Annotated in this window: 16 protein-coding genes; 4 read left to right on the top strand and 12 right to left on the bottom strand. The window is 73.1% G+C overall.

All coding sequences use genetic code 11. The features are described 5' to 3' along the window. Window positions 1–263 precede the first annotated feature (263 nt). The gene (locus tag KBZ08_RS11125) at window positions 264–995 is read left to right on the top strand and encodes a YdcF family protein (protein ID WP_254972958.1); all 732 of its coding nucleotides are present in this window, start codon (window positions 264–266) and stop codon (window positions 993–995) included. 408 nt (window positions 996–1,403) lie between these two features. Then, window positions 1,404–2,132, top strand: coding sequence for a bifunctional 2-polyprenyl-6-hydroxyphenol methylase/3-demethylubiquinol 3-O-methyltransferase UbiG (locus KBZ08_RS11120; RefSeq protein ID WP_254972957.1), 729 nt, complete (start codon window positions 1,404–1,406; stop codon window positions 2,130–2,132). A gap of 48 nt (window positions 2,133–2,180) precedes the next feature. Here KBZ08_RS11120 and ald read toward each other — a convergent pair whose 3' ends face one another. Genes ald through KBZ08_RS11095 form a run of 5 tightly spaced genes read right to left on the bottom strand, consistent with a single transcriptional unit; the run spans window position 2,181 to window position 8,016 of the window. Beyond that, window positions 2,181–3,329, bottom strand: a complete 1,149-nt coding sequence (gene ald / locus KBZ08_RS11115; RefSeq protein ID WP_254972955.1) for an alanine dehydrogenase — start codon at window positions 3,327–3,329, stop codon at window positions 2,181–2,183. 43 nt (window positions 3,330–3,372) lie between these two features. Beyond that, window positions 3,373–5,076 (bottom strand): NAD+ synthase, encoded by a 1,704-nt coding sequence (locus KBZ08_RS11110; protein WP_254972953.1) that lies wholly within the window; start codon window positions 5,074–5,076, stop codon window positions 3,373–3,375. Then, window positions 5,076–5,672 carry a nicotinate-nucleotide adenylyltransferase gene (locus KBZ08_RS11105; RefSeq protein ID WP_254972951.1) on the bottom strand — a complete coding sequence of 199 codons (597 nt, stop codon included), beginning with the start codon at window positions 5,670–5,672 and terminating at the stop codon, window positions 5,076–5,078. The genes KBZ08_RS11110 and KBZ08_RS11105 overlap by 1 nt, the downstream gene beginning before the upstream one ends. Continuing rightward, window positions 5,669–7,006, bottom strand: a complete 1,338-nt coding sequence (locus KBZ08_RS11100; RefSeq protein ID WP_254972949.1) for a DUF697 domain-containing protein — start codon at window positions 7,004–7,006, stop codon at window positions 5,669–5,671. Before KBZ08_RS11100 ends, KBZ08_RS11105 begins: the two co-directional genes overlap by 4 nt. Continuing rightward, on the bottom strand, window positions 7,003–8,016 hold the full coding sequence (locus KBZ08_RS11095) for a CNNM domain-containing protein (RefSeq protein WP_254972947.1): 1,014 nt from the start codon (window positions 8,014–8,016) through the stop codon (window positions 7,003–7,005). Before KBZ08_RS11095 ends, KBZ08_RS11100 begins: the two co-directional genes overlap by 4 nt. A 103-nt stretch (window positions 8,017–8,119) precedes the next feature. Here KBZ08_RS11095 and KBZ08_RS11090 point away from each other — a divergent pair, with 103 nt between their 5' ends. Next, entirely contained in the window at window positions 8,120–9,451 is a 1,332-nt protein-coding gene (locus KBZ08_RS11090; RefSeq protein WP_106220371.1) for an aminopeptidase P N-terminal domain-containing protein, read from the top strand. Here KBZ08_RS11090 and KBZ08_RS11085 read toward each other — a convergent pair. Further along, window positions 9,423–10,220, bottom strand: a complete 798-nt coding sequence (locus tag KBZ08_RS11085) for a TIGR01548 family HAD-type hydrolase (RefSeq protein WP_254973001.1) — start codon at window positions 10,218–10,220, stop codon at window positions 9,423–9,425. The genes KBZ08_RS11090 and KBZ08_RS11085 overlap by 29 nt on opposite strands. A gap of 48 nt (window positions 10,221–10,268) precedes the next feature. On the opposite strand from KBZ08_RS11085, the gene KBZ08_RS11080 reads away from it, so the two are divergent. Continuing rightward, window positions 10,269–10,751 (top strand): 30S ribosomal protein PSRP-3, encoded by a 483-nt coding sequence (locus tag KBZ08_RS11080; RefSeq protein WP_094585638.1) that lies wholly within the window; start codon window positions 10,269–10,271, stop codon window positions 10,749–10,751. Between the two features lie 11 nt (window positions 10,752–10,762). Here the strand turns inward: KBZ08_RS11080 and KBZ08_RS11075 are convergent, their stop codons facing one another. From KBZ08_RS11075 to KBZ08_RS11050, 6 genes are read right to left on the bottom strand one after another with little or no spacing between them, the layout of a single operon-like run. Further along, window positions 10,763–11,425: a transaldolase family protein gene (locus tag KBZ08_RS11075; protein WP_254972944.1), complete on the bottom strand. Its 663-nt coding sequence runs from the start codon at window positions 11,423–11,425 to the stop codon at window positions 10,763–10,765. Between the two features lie 5 nt (window positions 11,426–11,430). After that, entirely contained in the window at window positions 11,431–12,831 is a 1,401-nt protein-coding gene (locus tag KBZ08_RS11070) for a protein phosphatase 2C domain-containing protein (RefSeq protein WP_254972943.1), read from the bottom strand. Further along, entirely contained in the window at window positions 12,825–13,562 is a 738-nt protein-coding gene (locus tag KBZ08_RS11065; protein WP_254972941.1) for a VWA domain-containing protein, read from the bottom strand. The genes KBZ08_RS11070 and KBZ08_RS11065 overlap by 7 nt, the downstream gene beginning before the upstream one ends. 3 nt (window positions 13,563–13,565) lie before the next feature. Then, window positions 13,566–14,921 carry a protein kinase domain-containing protein gene (locus tag KBZ08_RS11060; RefSeq protein WP_254972939.1) on the bottom strand — a complete coding sequence of 452 codons (1,356 nt, stop codon included), beginning with the start codon at window positions 14,919–14,921 and terminating at the stop codon, window positions 13,566–13,568. Beyond that, the gene (locus tag KBZ08_RS11055) at window positions 14,918–15,661 is read right to left on the bottom strand and encodes an FHA domain-containing protein (RefSeq protein WP_254972937.1); all 744 of its coding nucleotides are present in this window, start codon (window positions 15,659–15,661) and stop codon (window positions 14,918–14,920) included. The genes KBZ08_RS11060 and KBZ08_RS11055 overlap by 4 nt, the downstream gene beginning before the upstream one ends. Next, window positions 15,658–15,942: a hypothetical protein gene (locus tag KBZ08_RS11050; RefSeq protein WP_254972935.1), complete on the bottom strand. Its 285-nt coding sequence runs from the start codon at window positions 15,940–15,942 to the stop codon at window positions 15,658–15,660. The genes KBZ08_RS11055 and KBZ08_RS11050 overlap by 4 nt, the downstream gene beginning before the upstream one ends. Window positions 15,943–15,991: the final 49 nt, after the last annotated feature.

The raw sequence follows: 15,991 nt of genomic DNA, 5'->3' as shown, positions 1-15,991 counted from the left end.
TTGCTCTGTTCCTTGCGAAGCAGGGGCCAGCGTGTCAGGCCTGTCACCCCAGCAATCCCGTCAACGCTCCTTGCGCATGAGCTGCCCTTACCGTAATGGTTTCTAGCTGCTCGTTCCATGACGCTTGTGCAGCCGCTGACCCAGCCGTCCCATGGCCCGGGGGAATGTCGGGGCGTTGCGCTCCTCTTGTCCCGACCTTGTGGTGGAACAGGCCGAGGTCTGGGCAGTTGGATGGAACGCACCGAAACTTGCCTTTCCCGCTCTTGAGTGACCCCTCCGCGCTGATCCGTTGGTCCAGTTGCCCCCAGCGTCCGCTGATCTGGTTCGGCATACGCGATGTTGTCTTCCAACTCGTTGCCACCCCCTGGCTGCTCCTGCCGCTGTCGGCGGGTCTGCTCTGGATCGCCTCAGGCCTGCTGCCGATCACCCGTTCCCTGCGGGCCGGCCTGCTGGGGACCTTACTGGTGTGCGTTTTTCTTCTCTATACTCCTCTCAGCACCCGACTTCTCAGCTCCTGGCTCCTCTTTCAGGTGCCCCAGCCAGACACGGCTCAGTCATCCGTGGCCGTTTTGGTCGGCCGCAGAGCCGAGATTTCCCAAAGCACCACCACCCTGGCGGCTGATCTCGAGCGCCAGGGGCTCATTCACACGATTTACGTGTCGGGGGATGGGCGGGCCACCGCCGAGCGGCTCGTCGCCCTAGGCGTGCCCCCAGAGAATGTGGCGGGTGACACCTGTGCTCGCACCACCTGGGAGAACGCCACGCTCACCACGGCCTGGTTGCGAAAGGAAAACCCTGGCGCCCCGCTCCCGGCCATCACCCTGATCACCGACCCCTGGCAGCTGCCGCGGGCCGCCCTTGCCTTTCAGCGCCAAGGTGTTGCCGTGAAGCCTCTGGTCGCTCCCATCGATCACCTCTCTGCCAGAGACCAGAACCGACTTGCCCTGCGCGAAACAGCCGCCCTCCTCCTCTACCGATTGCAACGGCGCACCTGAAGGCTGGCCAGGAGAATGGGCTGGAATGGCCGCATGTCAACATCGGCTGCGTAAATGAAGTGAATATGCAGCCGATAGCGTCGTGGCCGAGACACCACTGCATCCAAAGAGTAATGGGTCTGTGACTTCCGACCATTCAGCCAGAAGTGTTGCCGCTTCGGGAGTCTCGTGGCTCCACTATGTGACTGGGGCCACCCTCTCTTGACCGGCTCAATCGGCGGGGAGGTCGTCACCGTCTGCCGAGGTTCCCATGTCAGACTCGTTCCCAGACCATGGGGAACTCTCCCTAGAATCGGACGCAACATGTCGCTATTTGCTGGTCTGTTCTGATCTCAACAGCCGGGTGTCTTGCTTTCGCCTCGAAAGGCTGAGGCCGATCCTTCTCTGTCCCATTCCTCACCTTCTCCTATGCTCCTCCCCCAAGACACCGCCGATGGCACGGCCTACCTTCCAAGAGCCGTGCCACCGTACATGGAAGAGCAGATCCTGGCGTCCTGGGTCGTCAATGCTGCCACCTGGACCCGGGCCGTGCGCCGCGGCGAGATCCTCAGCCGCGTAAGGGTCACCAACGGGGCGATCCTGCAGGCGATCACCGACTGCGCTCCGGCCACCCTGCTGGATCTGGGCTGTGGCGAGGGCTGGTTGTCCCACCACTGCGCCCGTCAGGGCATCGTGGTGCTCGGCATCGACGCGGTGGCCGATCTCACCGCGATCGCCGCCGAGGGCGCCCCGGCCGGCGCTAGCTTCCGTACGCTCTCCTACCAGCAAATCGCCGCCGGTGCCCTCCAGCAGCGTTTCGACATGGTGGTGGCCAACTTCTCCCTGCTCGGCGATCACAGCCTTGACGAGCTGTTCACCACCTTCTCAGGGCTGCTCTCCCCCGGCGGATCCGTGCTGGTCCAGACCCTGCACCCACTGCTGGCCTGCGCCGACCATCCCTACGAGGACGGCTGGCGGGAAGGCTCCTGGGCCGGCTTCTCCCCGGCCTTCCGCACGCCGGCGCCCTGGTTCTTCCGGACCCTGGAATCCTGGGTGCGGCTGTTCCAGAGCCACGGTCTGATCGTACGAGAACTGCGCGAACCGATTGATCCCCTCAGCGGCCAGCCCGCCTCAGTGATCTTGCGCGCCACCGTTTGAGCCGGGCCACCGTCTGAACCGCTGCCCGACCCGTCGCCGGCCGCCGGCTCAGCGCAGGCAGGCCATCGGATGGCGCGGCGACACCCCCAGGGCCTTGGCCACGCCCGGGTGGCACACGGCCCCATCCACGGTGTTCAGGCCGGAGAGGAGTTCGGGGCGGTCGGTGACCGCTTCCAGCAGGCCCCGTCCGGCCATCACCAGGATGTAGGGCAGGGTGACGCTCACCAGGGCTTCGGTGGAGGTGAAGGGCACGGCGCCGGGCATGTTGCCCACGGCGTAGTGCTGCACCCCGTGGATGGTGACCACCGGATCGGTGTGGGTGGTCTCGCGGCTGGTGGCGATGCAGCCGCCCTGGTCGATGGCCACATCCACGATCACCGACCCGGGCCGCATGCGCTGCACCAGGTCCTCGCTCACCAGGGTGGGGGCACGGCCGCCGGGCAGGAGCACCGCGCCGATCAGCAGGTCGGTTCCCGGCACCAGCCGCTCGATCAGGCTGCGGCTGCTCACCAGGCTGGTCATCCGGCCGCGGCGGTCGGATTCCAGGCCCCGCAGGCGGTGGGGAGAGCGGTCGAGCAGGAACACCTCCGCATCCATGGCCGCGGCGATGCGGGCCGCATTCCAGCCCACGGTGCCGGCCCCCAGCACCACCACCCGGGCCGGCCGCACGCCGGTGCAGCCCCCCATCAGCACGCCCCGCCCACCGTGGGGCTTCTCCAGCAGATGGGCCCCCACCTGGGCCGCCAGCCGGCCGGCCACCTCGCTCATCGGGGCCAGCAGCGGCAGGCTGCCGTCCTCGAGCTGCACCGTCTCGTAGGCCACCGCCGTGGTGCCCGCCTCCAGCAGGGCCTTGCCCACCTCGGGGTAGGCCGCCAGGTGCAGGTAGGTGAACAGCACCAGGTCGCTGCGCAGGAAGCCGAACTCCTGCGGCTGCGGTTCCTTCACCTTCACCACGAGGTGGGCCGCCCAGGCCTCCTCGCAGCTGACGATGCGGGCCCCGGAGGCGCGGTAGTCGTCGTCGCTGATGCCGGCCCCCAGGCCCGCCCCCTCCTGGACGCGCACTTCCATGCCCTGGGACACCAGTTCATGGACGCCGTCGGGGGTGAGGGCCACCCGCTGTTCGTCGCGCTTGATCTCCGTGGGCACACCGATGCTCGCCATCGGAGAGGCCAGGGGTGCCGGGCCGGGAGCTGGCATGGGGCAGGAAGGATTGCCGCCCGGAGGCGTTCGTCGCTGAACCCTAGGCCGAGGCGATGGGCATCCGCCAGCCGCTGCCGAAGGCCCGGTCGCTCACCTTGAGCACCGGTGCCGCCTGGCGCCGCTTGAACTCGGCCCGCCGCAGCAGGCCGGCCACCCGGGCCACCAGGGCCGGATCGGCCCCTCCGGCCACCAGTTGTTCCGGGGTGCGCAGCTCCTCGATCGAGGCCTTCAGCAGGGGGTCGAGCACCCCGTAGTCGGGCAGGGAATCGCTGTCGCGCTGGTCGGGACGCAGCTCGGCGCTGGGGGGCTTGGTGCGGATCGCCGCGCCGATCAGCTCACCGGCCGGCGGCAGGCCCAGGGCGGCCCGGCAGGGGCCGGAGGCTTCGCCATCGAGCCACTCGCAGAGGCCGAAGACGGTGGTCTTGTAGAGATCGCCGATCACCGACAGTCCGCCGTTCATGTCGCCGTAGAGGGTGCAGTAGCCCACCGCCAGCTCCGATTTGTTGCCGGTGGAGAGCAGCAGCCCCCCCTTCTGGTTGGCCACCGCCATCAGCAGGGTGCCCCGGATGCGCGACTGCAGGTTCTCTTCGGTGACCCCCGCCGGGGGCGCCCCCAGGGCGGGGGGAAGGGTGGCGGCGAAGGCCTCCATCAGGGGCGCGATCGGCAGGGTGGCGGTGGTCAGCCCGAGCCGGCGGGCGAGACCCTCGGCATCGTCGAGGGAACCGGCCGAACTGAAGGGGGAGGGCATGCGCAGCACCTCCACCCGGTCGGGGCCGAGGGCCGCGGCGGCGATCACCGCCACCAGGGCCGAATCGATGCCGCCGCTCAGCCCCAGCAGGGCCCGCTGGAATCCGCACTTGGCGGCGTAGTCGCGCACCCCAAGCACCAGCACCCGCAGCAGCTGCTCCCAGGGGTCCGGCGGCGCTGCCGGGGCGGGGGCGGGGTCTTCCGCGTGGGCATCCGCAGGGGCCGCCGGCCAGACGGCCAGGTCCTCGGCGGCGCAGGCCAGGCGCAGCAGGGGCCGGCCGGTGCGGTCCACCACGAAGCTGGCCCCGTCGAAGACCAGCTCGTCGTTGCCGCCCACCTGGTTGAGGTAGACCACCGGCACCCCCAGCCGGGCCGCCGCCCGGGCCGCCAGCCCCTGGCGCACCTCCCCCTTGCCGCGGCCGAAGGGGGAGGCCGAGAGGTTGAGCAGCAGGTCGATCCGCTGCGGTGCCAGGTCGGCGATCGGATCCACCGCATCCGGCCAGCGGCTGCGCAGGTTCTCCTCCACCCAGAGGTCCTCGCAGATGGTCAGCCCCAGGCGCCAGGGGCGGCCGCCCGCCTTCAGCTCCAGCACCGCCGGGGCGTCGCCGGGCAGGAAGTAGCGGCGTTCGTCGAAGACGTCGTAGCTGGGCAGCAGGCGCTTGCGGCAGACGATCCGCCAGCCGCCCCGCTCCACCAGGGCCAGGGCGTTGTGCAGCCCCGGCTGGCGCCGGCCGGCCACCGGCTCGGCCACCCCCACCAGCAGGGCCAGTCCGCCTGGGCAGGCCGCCGCCAGGGTCTCGAGAACCCCCTCCTGGCGCTGGATCAGGGCGGGCCGCAGCAGCAGGTCCCGGGGCGGGTAGCCCCACAGGGACAGCTCGGGGGTGAGCAGCAGGTCGGCCGCGCCGGCACGGGCCCGCTCGGCGGCCGCCAGGATCCGGCGGCCGTTGCCCTCCAGGTCGCCCACCAGGGGATTGAGCTGGGCCAGGGCGAGGCGCATCAGGGCTCGGAGAGGCCGTAGAGATTGTGCTGCAGCAGCACCGGCCAGAGTTCGGACGGTACCTGGGCCGGATCGGGCCGCTCCCGGATCCGGGAGCTGGCGCTGGGGGGAATGGCCAGGGGCAGCAGGTCGAGGCTGGCCCCCAGCCCCCGCAGCCGCTCCAGATCCGACGGCTGCAGCGGCCAGCCCTGGCGGCGGGCGATGCCGAGCCGGCAGCCGCGCAGCAGCTCCTCGGCCCGCCGCCAGCGGTGGATCTGGCCGGCCAGGTCGCTGCCCACCACGAAGACCAGCTCCCGGTCGGGCCAGCTGGCCCGGGCCCGCTCCAGGGTCTCCACCGCCCAGGGGCTGCTGAGCTCCTGCTGCAGGCTGAGCCGGGGGTCGCCGATGGCGGCCACCAGGGCGGCCAGCAGGGCCGAGCGCACCTCCAGGGGGGCGCCGTGCTGCTTGAGCGGGTTGTCGCTGGCCCAGGTGAGCACCTGGGGGAAGAGGCCCAGCAGCCCCTCCAGCAGGGCCCGGTGGCCACGGGTGGGGGGATCGGCGCTGGTGCCGAACAGGGCGAGACGGGTCAACGGGGCGGCCGTGCCGGCGGTCGTCACGGCTGCAGACCGCCGCCGGCGCTGCCCTGGCCCCCCTGCTGCTGCCATTCGCTCAGCCAGCGGCGGGTCTCGGGATCCTGCCGCACCAGCCGGCGCAGCAGGGCCCCCGGCTGGCCCGCGGCGGTGGCGGTGCGCAGCAGCTCGGCGGCGGCGAGCCGGCCCGTGCGGCGGGTGGTGTGCACCGCCAGGGCCGCCTGGGCCAGGGCCACCGGCGCCGCCGGCGCCAGGCTCAGGCCGCCGCTCAGGGGCGCCGCCACCAGCAGCAGCTGGCGCAGGCCACCCAGCAGCAGCTGCAGGCCCAGCTGGGCGCCCCCCAGCAGGGCGTTGTGGCCACCCAGACGGGCCAGCAGGGCGCGGGCACCGCTGCGGGTCATCGGCAGGCCGTAGAGCTGGCAGAGCTGCACCACCAGGGCGCTGTCGCAGGCCAGACCACCGGCCAGATCGAGCAGCAGCAATGGGTTCGCCGCCACGCCCGTGGCCTTGAGGGCGGCGAAGCGGCCGATCAGGCCCTGGGCCTGGCGGCGGCCGTGGCGCAGCCGGCAGCGGTGCAGCGACTGGCTGAAGCGGTCGGCGGCCCGCAGGGCGTTCAGGGCCAGCAGCAGCTCGCCGTGGCGCTCCAGCAGGCCGGTGAGCTCCCAGCGCAGGGGCTCCACCCGGGGCGGAGCCGCCTCGCTGCGCACCCGGCCATCGGGGCGCAGGCGGGCCGTCCGGGGGGCGGCCGCCACCGGCAGCGGCCGCAGCTGTCGGGCCCCCGGCGGCAGGCGCCGTCCGATGCTGGCGAGCAGGGCGTCCCGTTCGGCCTCCGGCCAGCAGTCACTGCGGTTCAGCACCAGCAACAGGGGCTTGCCGGAGGCCAGCAGGTCGTCGAGGGCCTGGGCGTCCATCACCGTGAGGTCGCTGTCGATCACCAGCAGCACCAGGTCGGCGCCCACCGCCACCCGGGACGCCAGGCGGGAGCGGGCGGCGGCGGCGATCTCATCGATGCCCGGGGTGTCCACCAGGTCGACCCCCTCCAGGCCGGCCACGGGCTGGCCCCAGGCCCGCTGCTGCTGGCGACGGGTGCAGCCATGGGCCACGTCGGTGGCGAAGTGGTCCTCGCCGAGCAGGGCATTGAGCAGGCTCGACTTGCCCACCCCCACCCGGCCGAACACCGCCACCCGCGGCCGCCGGCGGTGCAGGCGCTCCAGCTGGCGGTCGAGGCTGGCCAGCTCCGGCGCCAGGGCCGCCTGCTCCCGGCCGCTGAGCACCAGCCCCGCACGCCAGCGGGCCAGCAGCTGGCGGCAGCGCTCTGCGGCGGGGGGGGCGATCGCCGCTGGCGGGGCCGACGCCGTCACGGGCTGCTCTCCGCGGCGGAGGCGGGCCGGCGCCACCAGCCCGCCAGCACCGCCAGCACCGCCTCAGGCCCGATCACCCCCACGAAGCCGCCGAACTCGTCCACCACCACCCGCACCCCGGAGCCGTTGCGGCGGAAGCTGGTGAGCAGGCGGTCGGCCCGGATCATCTCCGGCACGAACTCCACCGGTTCGCAGAGGTCGGCGGCCTGGCTGGCGCCGCGGCCCTCCACCAGGGCGGTGAGCAGCTGCTCGCGGCTGGCCACCCCCAGCACCTCGTCCACCTCCTCCCCCAGCACCACCCACCAGGCGGTGGTGTGGCGCAGCAGGGTGGAGCGCTGCTCATCGAGGCTCTGGTGGCCCGCCAGGGTGGGGGCCGACACCCGGGGCAGCATCAGGTCGCGGGCGGTGAGGTCGTTGAGCTGGAACACCTTGGCGATCATGGCGGCCTCATCGGCCTCGATCTGGCCCTTCTGGGACCCCAGCCGGGCCAGCAGGCGGATCTCGTTCTCGTCGGTGCTGATCTCGTTCTCGGCCGTGATCGCCGGCAGGATCCGCTCCAGCAGCAGCACCAGGGGCAGCATCAACGTGGTGAACACGCCCAGGGCCGGGGCGCTGGCAAGGGCGACCGGCAGGGCCAGCTTGCTGCCGATCGCCTTGGGCAGGATCTCCCCCAGCAGGATCACCAGCACCGTGAGCACGACGGAGAACAGGGGCAGGGCAGGGCCGCTGATGCCGAGGCGGGAGAAGACGACGCTGGCGAAGCCGCCCACCATCAGGCTGCCGAAAATGTTGAAGATGTTGTTGGCGATCACCAGCACCGCCAGGGTGCGGCCGAGCCGCTGACGCAGGGCCGCCAGCCGCCGGGCCCCCGCCACCGGCCTGGGGCGGCTCGCCAGTTCCTGAACCTTCACCGGATTGACGGTGAGCAGGGCCGCCTCCACCCCCGAGCACAGAAAGGACCCCATCAGCATCCCGACCACCGCCAGCACCAGGAGCAGGAGATCGTTCATCCGCAGCTGATCGAGACAGACAGGATCGGCACGGGCAGGTTCGGGGGGATCACGTGTATTTAATCGGCTGTGCCATCTTCTCGCTGTCCGTCCCTTCGCTTCGATGCCCCCGTCCCCCCCGATCGACCCCGCCCTGCTGGCCCGCCGTCGCCAGCGGTTTCTGCAGCAGCTGGGCGGCGCGGCCGCGGTGATCCCGGGGGCGGCGCTGGTGACCCACCACGCCGACGTGGAGCACAGCTTCCGCCAGAACAGCGATTTCTGGTACCTCACCGGCTTCGACGAGCCCGGTGCCGTGGCCCTGTTCCTGCCCCACCGGCCCGAGACCCCCTTCGTGCTGTTCGTCGAGGCCAAGGATCCGGGGGCCGAGGTCTGGAACGGCTTCCGCTGGGGCTGTGAGGGGGCCGTCAGCCACTTCGGCGCCGATGTGGCCCATCCCCGCGGCGAGCTGGCTGAACGGCTGGCGGAGTACCTCGAGGGGGCCGAGGGGATCGCCTTCCGGGTGGGCCGCCATCCCGGGGTGGAGCCCCTAGTGCTGGCCGCCTGGGGGCGCCAGCTGGACCGGGCCCCCCGCAGCGGCAAGGCCGCCCTGGGGCTGGTGGCCCCCTGCCCGCTGCTGCACGAGCTGCGGCTGCGCAAGGAACCGGAGGAACTGGCCCGCCTGCGGGAGGCGGCCCGCATCTCCGCCGAAGCCCATGAGCTGGCCCGGCAGGTGGCCCGGCCCGGCCTCAGCGAGCGGCAGGTGCAGGCCGTGATCGAGCAGCACTTTCTTGAGCAGGGAGCGCGCGGGCCCGCCTATGGGTCCATCGTGGCCGGCGGCGACAACGCCTGCGTCCTCCACTACACCGCCAACAGCGACCGGCTGCGGGACGGTGACCTGCTGCTGATCGACGCGGGCTGCAGCCTCAGCGATTACTACAACGGCGACATCACGCGCACCTTCCCCGTCAACGGGCGCTTCAGCGGCGAGCAGCGGGCCCTCTACGAGCTGGTGCTGGCCGCCCAGGAGGCGGCGGTGGCGGCGGTGGCCCCGGGCCAGACCGCCGAAGGGGTCCACGACACGGCCGTGCGGGTGCTGGTGGAGGGGCTGGTGGAGCTGGGCCTGCTGAACGGCACGGTGGACGGGCTGATCGAGCAGGGGGCCTATCGCCATCTCTACATGCACCGCACCGGCCACTGGCTGGGGCTCGACGTCCACGACGTGGGTGCCTACCGGCTGGGGGAGCACCACGTGGCCCTCGAGCCGGGCATGGTGCTGACGGTGGAACCCGGCCTGTACATCAGCGACCGGCTGGCGGTGCCGGAGGGCCAGCCCGCCATCGAGGAGCGCTGGAAGGGGATCGGCATCCGCATCGAGGATGACGTGGCGGTGACCGACCACGGCCATGAGGTGCTCACGGCCGCCGCCCTCAAGGCGCCGGCGGCGATGGAGCGCTGAACAGCTCCAGCACCTGGCGGGTCGCATCCAGCACGCGGTCGGCCCCCGCCTGGCGCAGCTGGTCCTCATAGCGCCGGCGCTCGGTCTCCCGGCCGGCCTGCTGCAGGTGGGGGGGCGCCACGGCGAGGGCTTCGAAGCGCTGGCCGGGTACCTCGGAGCGGGCCCGGCGCACGGTCTCCACGTCAGCGACGGTGTCGCCCAGGTAGGCCACGGGCGGGGCCCCGGCCCCCAGTGGCACGCGGGCCAGGGTGGCCGCCAGGGCCAGCAGACCGGTGGGGTCGGGCTTGTCGGGGGCCTGGCCCATGGCCACCAGGGGCGGCGCCACCAGCTGCAGCCGCTGCTCCAGCACGAAGCGGGCGGAGGGGGGCTCGGCGCCGCTGACGAAGCCCCAGGCGATCCCCCGGGCGCTCAGGGCCGCGAAGAAGGGGGTGTCCACCAGCAGGGGCTCGCTGCCGATGAAGCCGCGCCAGAGGGCGGGATCCCCCTCCGGATCGCCGCCGAAGTAGTTGTCGCTGAACACCGCCACCAGCCGGTCCCAGGCGGGCAGGGGGTCGGTGCCGTGGCGGCGCAGCAGCTCCATCGAGGCGTGCCAGTCGTTGTTCCAGCGGCCCTCCCCCTTGAGCGCGTCGATCACGGCGCTCTCCGGGACCCAGCCGCTGAAATGGCGCACGGTCTCGACGATGGCGCGCCGGTAGCTGCCCGCCACATCCCTGATCACGCCGTCGATGTCGAAGAGCAGGACGGCGCGGGGGGCGGCGGAGGCGGCCAGTGGGGTTGCTGCGAATCGGCTGGTAGGTTAGGCAATTGCCGTTTCTCCTTGAGCGCCGAAACCGTGACAGCCCCTGAGAGTGCCGAGGCCGCTGCCCTGAGCGCCATCCCGGCGGCCATCGCAGCCGACACGACCGAAGGGCGTCCGGTGCTGCGCGGCGGCAGTGCCGCCCTGGCCACCGCCACCATCGACGAGGACGGGGTGCCTTCGGGCTACACCCCCAAGGCCGATGAGGGCCGCTTCCTGGTGAAGATCCTCTGGCTGCCCGACAACGTCGCCCTGGCGGTGGATCAGATCGTCGGTGGCGGGCCCAGCCCCCTCACCGCCTACTTCTTCTGGCCCCGGGAAGATGCCTGGGAAACCCTCAAGGGTGAGCTGGAGGCCAAGAGCTGGATCACCGACAACGAGCGGGTCGAGATCCTCAACAAGGCCACCGAGGTGATCAACTACTGGCAGGAGGAAGGGCGCGGCAAATCCCTCGAGGAAGCCAAGCTCAAGTTCCCCGACGTCACCTTCTGCGGGACCGCCTGATCCCCGGGGCCTCAGGTCCCGGCCGCGTCACGCTCAAAGCCCTCGGCGGCCGCGGCCGTGTCCGGGCTGCCGAAGAGGGCCGCGGCGATCGCCGGACTGATCGTGTGGTGGGCCAGACCTGCGGCGGCCAGCCGGGCCAGATCCTGCGGCTGGCGCAGGCTGGCCACGAGCAGCCGCGTGCCGGATCCCACCCCCTCCAGAGCCCGCTGCATGGCGATCAGCTCGCCATGGCCATCACGGCCCAGATCGCTGATCCGCCCCAGATAGGCGGCGATGCCATCGGCCCCGAGGGCGGCGGCCACCAGCACCTGGGCCACCTCGTAGCAGGCCGTGAAGGTGACGGGCACGCCCTCGGCGATCAGGTCGCGCGCCACCGCCGCCCCCTGGCGGGTGATCGGCACCTTCACGTACACCCGCTGGCGATCGATCGCGGCCAGGGCCCGGCCGTTGGCCAGCTGCTGCTTGGCATCGCCGCCCCAGGTCTGCAGATGGATCTCCCGGCAGCCGAGGTCCGCCGCCCGCGCGCTCAGCTGGGCCAGGTGGTCGAGGGTGCAGGGCTGGCCGGCCCGCCGCAGCAGGGTCGGGTTGGTGGTGACGCCCTGGAACAGGCCGCTGGGCAGCCAGCGCTCCCACTCCAGGGGATCGGCGCAGTCGAGCAGCAGACGCAGGGCCATGGGATTCAGGGGGTGGGGGAGGCCGGGGTGAGGGCCCACTGCCGGTCGAGGGCCTCCAGCAGGGCGGGGCAGGCACCCAGCGCCCGCAGGAGGCGGCGGGGTCGGGCGGCAGCAGGCTGGGCCGCCGGGAGCTTCCCGCCGCCCTGATCGAGCGCCGGGAGATCGGCGGCGATCAGGGCAGCGAGGGGATCGCCGGCGGCCGCGGCCTTCAGCGGGGCGGGATCCCGCCGGCCCTGGCGCAGGGCGACGAACAGCTCACGGCGGCGGCGCAGCTCCAGGGGAATGGCGGCCGGCTGGCCGCAGAGGCGTTCCACTTCACTGAGGGCGGCCTGCAGCCCCGGGGACCCGGGCGTCGCCGCCGGGGTTGGCGGGAGGCGGGGCCAGTTCAGGGCCAGCCAGCTCCCGCCGACCCCGGCCAGGGCCAGGCCGATCGCCACCGCCCGGCCGATCGCCGGACGTCGTCGCCGGGGAGGGGTCGCCGGGGCGGGCCCCGGTGCAGGGGGCGCCGGCGGGCGTGGCGCGGCCTGGGGAGCCGGCGGAGCATCGGCGACGGGCGGGTCCGATGGGAGCGTCGGCGGCACCCCGCCGCCCGGACTCCAGACACGGCCAACCGCCACGGTCACGTCGTCGCCGCTGCCCTCGCGGCTGATCCGGTCCAGCGCCGCCGCCAGGCTGCCGGCCGAATCGGGGTCTGCCTCGCCGTCGCCGCGGGCCAGCCAGGCCGCCAGGGTGAGGAAGTCGCCATCGGTGGCACAGGACTTGCGGATGCCGTCGGTGCAGAGCACCAGGGCAAACTCGCCGGCGTCGCCATCGAGCCGATGCAGGCCCGACCGGCGGGCGAACAGGGAGGCCGCCCGGGGCTGGCAGAGGCTGCAGGTGGCCTCCCCGAGGGCGGTGGGCTCGTTCTCCTCCTCCAGCAGCCGGGCCTGGCCGTCCGCCTCCACCCGCACCAGATCCCAGTCGCCCAGGCCGGTGTGCCCCCACCAGCGGGGGGTCATCACCACCAGCCCCAGGGTGCTGCCGTAGAGCAGGGCCTCGAAGCCGCCCTCCCCGGGGTCGCTCTGCCAGTGGGCCGCCACCGCCTCCAGCCAGCCCTGCTGGATGGCCTCCGGCAGCTCCCGCTCCAGCCAAAGGCGCCAGCCCTCCTCTCCCCCGTCCAGGGGCCTGGCGGCCAGGGCGCCCTGCACGGCGGCCAGGGCCGTTTCGCAGGCCAGGCGACTGCCCACCTCGCTGCGCCGGTAGCGGCGGCCGCCATGGCCATCGGCCACCGCCATCACCATCACCGGCTGGCCCTCCAGGCCCCGCAGCGCGCGGCAGAGCACCGCGTCCTGGCAGGGGCGGCCGGCGCGGCGGTGGGCGGCCCCGGTCCGGCTGGCACCGATCGGCGCCACCCAGCGGTTCACCACACCACGGGACCGACGTCGTCGGTGGGATCGAGCACGGTGGGGGGCAGGTCCGGCAGGGGGATGTTGCCCGCCGCGGGCTCCAGGGGCGTCTCGCTCACCCGGCTGGCGGGCATCGAGGCGGCCCCCACCACCGCCGTGGAGGCCCACTGGATGTACTGGGCCAGGGAGGTGGCGTTGCCCGCCTGCAGCGGACGGCGGGGGGATCGGCCCGCCGTCGCCGGCTCGCTGCCGATGAAGCGCTGCAGCACCTCCAGGTCGGCGTCGTGGCCGAGGGCGATCGCCAGCCGCACCGCCTTCTGGGCCCAGGGCACCCGCAGCAGGGCCTCGAGGCCGCCGGCGAAGTCGTCGGTGGGCTGGCCGTCGGAGATCAGCACCAGCACCGGCGGCAGGGCGCGCACCTCCATCGGCGGGGTCTGGAGCGCCGCCGCCACCAGCTCCAGGGCGGCCCCCATGGCCGTGATGCCACCGGCCTGCAGATCCCGCCACTCCAGCTGCTCCACCGGCGTGGGGGTCGCGATGTGCCAGGCGGCGCGGTCAGCGAAACTCACGGCCCGCACCAGCACCCGGGCCTCCGGGTTGTCGCGGGCCACCGCCGCCATGCCCGGCAGCGACTGGCGGATGGCCTGGTTGAGGGCCTGCATCTTGCCCGAGGCGGCCATGGAGCCGGAGCAGTCGCAGAGGTAGAGGAAATGGAGCGGCCGGTTGGCCAGCTTGACGTCGGGGAACGGCATCTCTCAGGCGGCGGGGGCTGGCGGGAGGGGGCGCTGCACGGCGATCGGACCCGCCGGGGTGAGGATCCGGGTGAGTGCCGCGAGGCTACAGCTCTCGCCAGGCCCCACCGGCCAGCTGCGGCCATCGGCGGCCTCGGCGCTCCAGGCGGCGGCCGAGAGATTGCACAGCCCCAGCCGACGGGGCTCCCGGGGATGGGCCACCACCCGGGCGAGCGGCCGGCGCAGATCCTCCCCGACCAGGGCATCGAAGTGGTGGGGGTGCAGCTCGTTGTCCGGGGCGGCCAGCAGCGGGCCCCGGGGCAGGGCCAGCGTGATCGGCTGCGGCAGGGGGCTGCCGCAGCTCCAGCACAGCGCCGGCGCGCCGGCGGCCTGGAAGTTCTCCTGGCCGCAGGCGGGGCAGAGGCTGCGTTGATCGAGGGTGCGGGCCAGCTCCTGCTTCCACTGGCCGGTGAGGGTCCGGCGGGAGGGCTGCGTCATGCCGCGGCAGAAGGTCTGCTCGAACAGGGCCTGGAGGGGGCGGGGATAGATGGGCCAGGTGATCAGGGCAGCGGCGTGCTCGATCGGGTCGGGCCGGTTGCGGACGTCCACCGGATCGAAGATGAACACCGGGTCCTCGCCGTAGAGCCGCCGGCGGGCCGGCTCGTCGAGGCAGCGGATCGCCAGCTCCATCTGGCCCTTGAGGGGGTCGTGGCGGGTGAGCAGCCGGAACAGCAGCACCGCCAGGGAGAAGAGGTCACTGTCGGCCCCCGGCCGGGCCTGCCCCAGCAGGACCTCGGGGGCCATGAAGCCCGGGGTGCCCAGCACCGCGCCCTGGTCGGCCCCGTCCACGGCGACGTTGTCGTTGTCGCAGATGAGGATGCCGCCGCTGGCGGGCTCCAGGAAGAGGTTGCCCAGGGAGACGTCCTTGTAACAGAGGCCCGCCAGGTGCAGGGCGTGGAAGGCGTCAGCCAGACCGAAGCAGGCCCGCAGCACCTGGCGCAGGCCGATCGCCAGCCGGCCGGCGGCATGCTCGCTGGCGCCCACGTAGGCGGCGGGCCGCAGGGGCATCAGGTAGCCGAAGCTCTCCTCGCGGATGCGGATCAGGGGTCGGCTGGCGGAGCTGGCCCGCAGCAGGGCGATCGGCCAGAGGAAGGCGTCGTTCGGCGCCGTCGCCCGGATGCTGGCCGCCAGGCGCCGCTCCAGGCCGGCGTCGCGGGCGATGCAGGCCGGCAGGTACCACTTCAGGGCCAGCCGTTCCCCCTCCAGCTCCACTTCGTACACCTGGCCCTGGGTGCCGCCCCCGAGGCCACGCACGATCCGCAGCGGGGCGGCCAGCCCCTCGAAACCGAGGCTGGCCCCCTCCGGCAGGATCCAGGTCATGGCCGCCTCCCGGCCGGGGCAGCCGCCGCCATCGCCCGGCGGATGCCGTTGCGGTGGGCCAGGGCCGTCGCCAGGCTGTCGAAGCGGTGCCGGTAGGCCAGGCCGTCCTGGAGCGTCACCTCCAGCAGATGCTCCCAGCGGGAGCCCAGCACGATCCAGCCCGCCAGCGCCCCCACCTGCAGCGGCCAGAACAGCCAGGGAAAGGGGAGCAGCAGCAGCCCGCCCAGGCAGAGCAGCAGCCACCAGCTGAAGGCCTGGGGGTGGCGCCGGCGGCTACGCACGTAGGCCGAGCGGATCCGATCGAGGGGCAGGGAACGGCCGGCGAAATCCAGCCGGCCAGCCACCGCCGTCGGCACCGGCGCCGGTGCCGGTCGGCCGCGGGTGGCGGCGGCCGTGGCGGCGGGGGGGGCGCTGGGGGGCGGGCTGCCGTCAGCGCGGAACTGGAGCACCGGCCCGTTCAGGCCGAGGCGGATCTCATCGCCGTCGGAGAGGGGGCGGCAGTCCTTGAGTCGGGCCCCCTCGAGATAGGTGCCGTTGGCGCTGCCCGTGTCGCAGAGGAGCCACTGGCCCGGCCGGGTGCGGGACATCCGCACCACGGCATGGTGGCGGGAAACGCCCCGGGCCTCGGCCAGGCAGAGGCCACAGGCCGGATCGCGGCCGATGGAGAGGGGCGTGCGGGGATCCAGCGGCACGCTCCGGCCGGGATCGTCCCGCAGCACCAGGCGGGGCAGGGCGCTCATGGCGGATCGTCCAGCGCACCGCCGCGGCGGCCGAGACGGCGATCGGCCAGGAACCGACCCCACCAGCCCACCGGTTCCCCCTCCCGGAAGGGGACGATCCGCCCGGGGAAGAGGAGCGCCCAGGTGGCCAGGGCCAGGGCCACCAGCAGCAGGAGCAGCAGCACCCAGCCAGGGATCGCCCCCACCCAGGTGGCAGCGAAGCTGGCCCGCACCGCGTACACCCCGATGGTCAGGGCGGTCCAGATGCGGAAGGGTGCCCATGGATCCCGCCGTTGCTCCACCTGGCCGGCCGCTCCGATCGCTGCGGGTAGCGTATGGGAGCAAGGCGGA

Source organism: Cyanobium sp. Candia 9D4 (genome assembly GCF_024346155.1).
In the GTDB taxonomy this organism is placed as follows: domain Bacteria; phylum Cyanobacteriota; class Cyanobacteriia; order PCC-6307; family Cyanobiaceae; genus Cyanobium; species Cyanobium minutissimum.
This window is presented reverse-complemented; position numbering and strand designations above follow the sequence as displayed.

Excerpts from the sequence above, each read along its gene's own strand:
- KBZ08_RS11120 (WP_254972957.1), top strand. The coding sequence starts at position 1,404 with ATGCTCCTCCCCCAAGACACCGCCGATGGCACGGCCTACCTTCCAAGA.
- ald (WP_254972955.1), bottom strand. The coding sequence starts at position 3,329 with ATGCCAGCTCCCGGCCCGGCACCCCTGGCCTCTCCGATGGCGAGCATC.
- KBZ08_RS11110 (WP_254972953.1), bottom strand. The coding sequence starts at position 5,076 with ATGCGCCTCGCCCTGGCCCAGCTCAATCCCCTGGTGGGCGACCTGGAG.
- KBZ08_RS11095 (WP_254972947.1), bottom strand. The coding sequence starts at position 8,016 with ATGAACGATCTCCTGCTCCTGGTGCTGGCGGTGGTCGGGATGCTGATG.
- KBZ08_RS11090 (WP_106220371.1), top strand. The coding sequence starts at position 8,120 with ATGCCCCCGTCCCCCCCGATCGACCCCGCCCTGCTGGCCCGCCGTCGC.
- KBZ08_RS11075 (WP_254972944.1), bottom strand. The coding sequence starts at position 11,425 with ATGGCCCTGCGTCTGCTGCTCGACTGCGCCGATCCCCTGGAGTGGGAG.
- KBZ08_RS11065 (WP_254972941.1), bottom strand. The coding sequence starts at position 13,562 with ATGCCGTTCCCCGACGTCAAGCTGGCCAACCGGCCGCTCCATTTCCTC.
- KBZ08_RS11060 (WP_254972939.1), bottom strand. The coding sequence starts at position 14,921 with ATGACCTGGATCCTGCCGGAGGGGGCCAGCCTCGGTTTCGAGGGGCTG.
- KBZ08_RS11055 (WP_254972937.1), bottom strand. The coding sequence starts at position 15,661 with ATGAGCGCCCTGCCCCGCCTGGTGCTGCGGGACGATCCCGGCCGGAGC.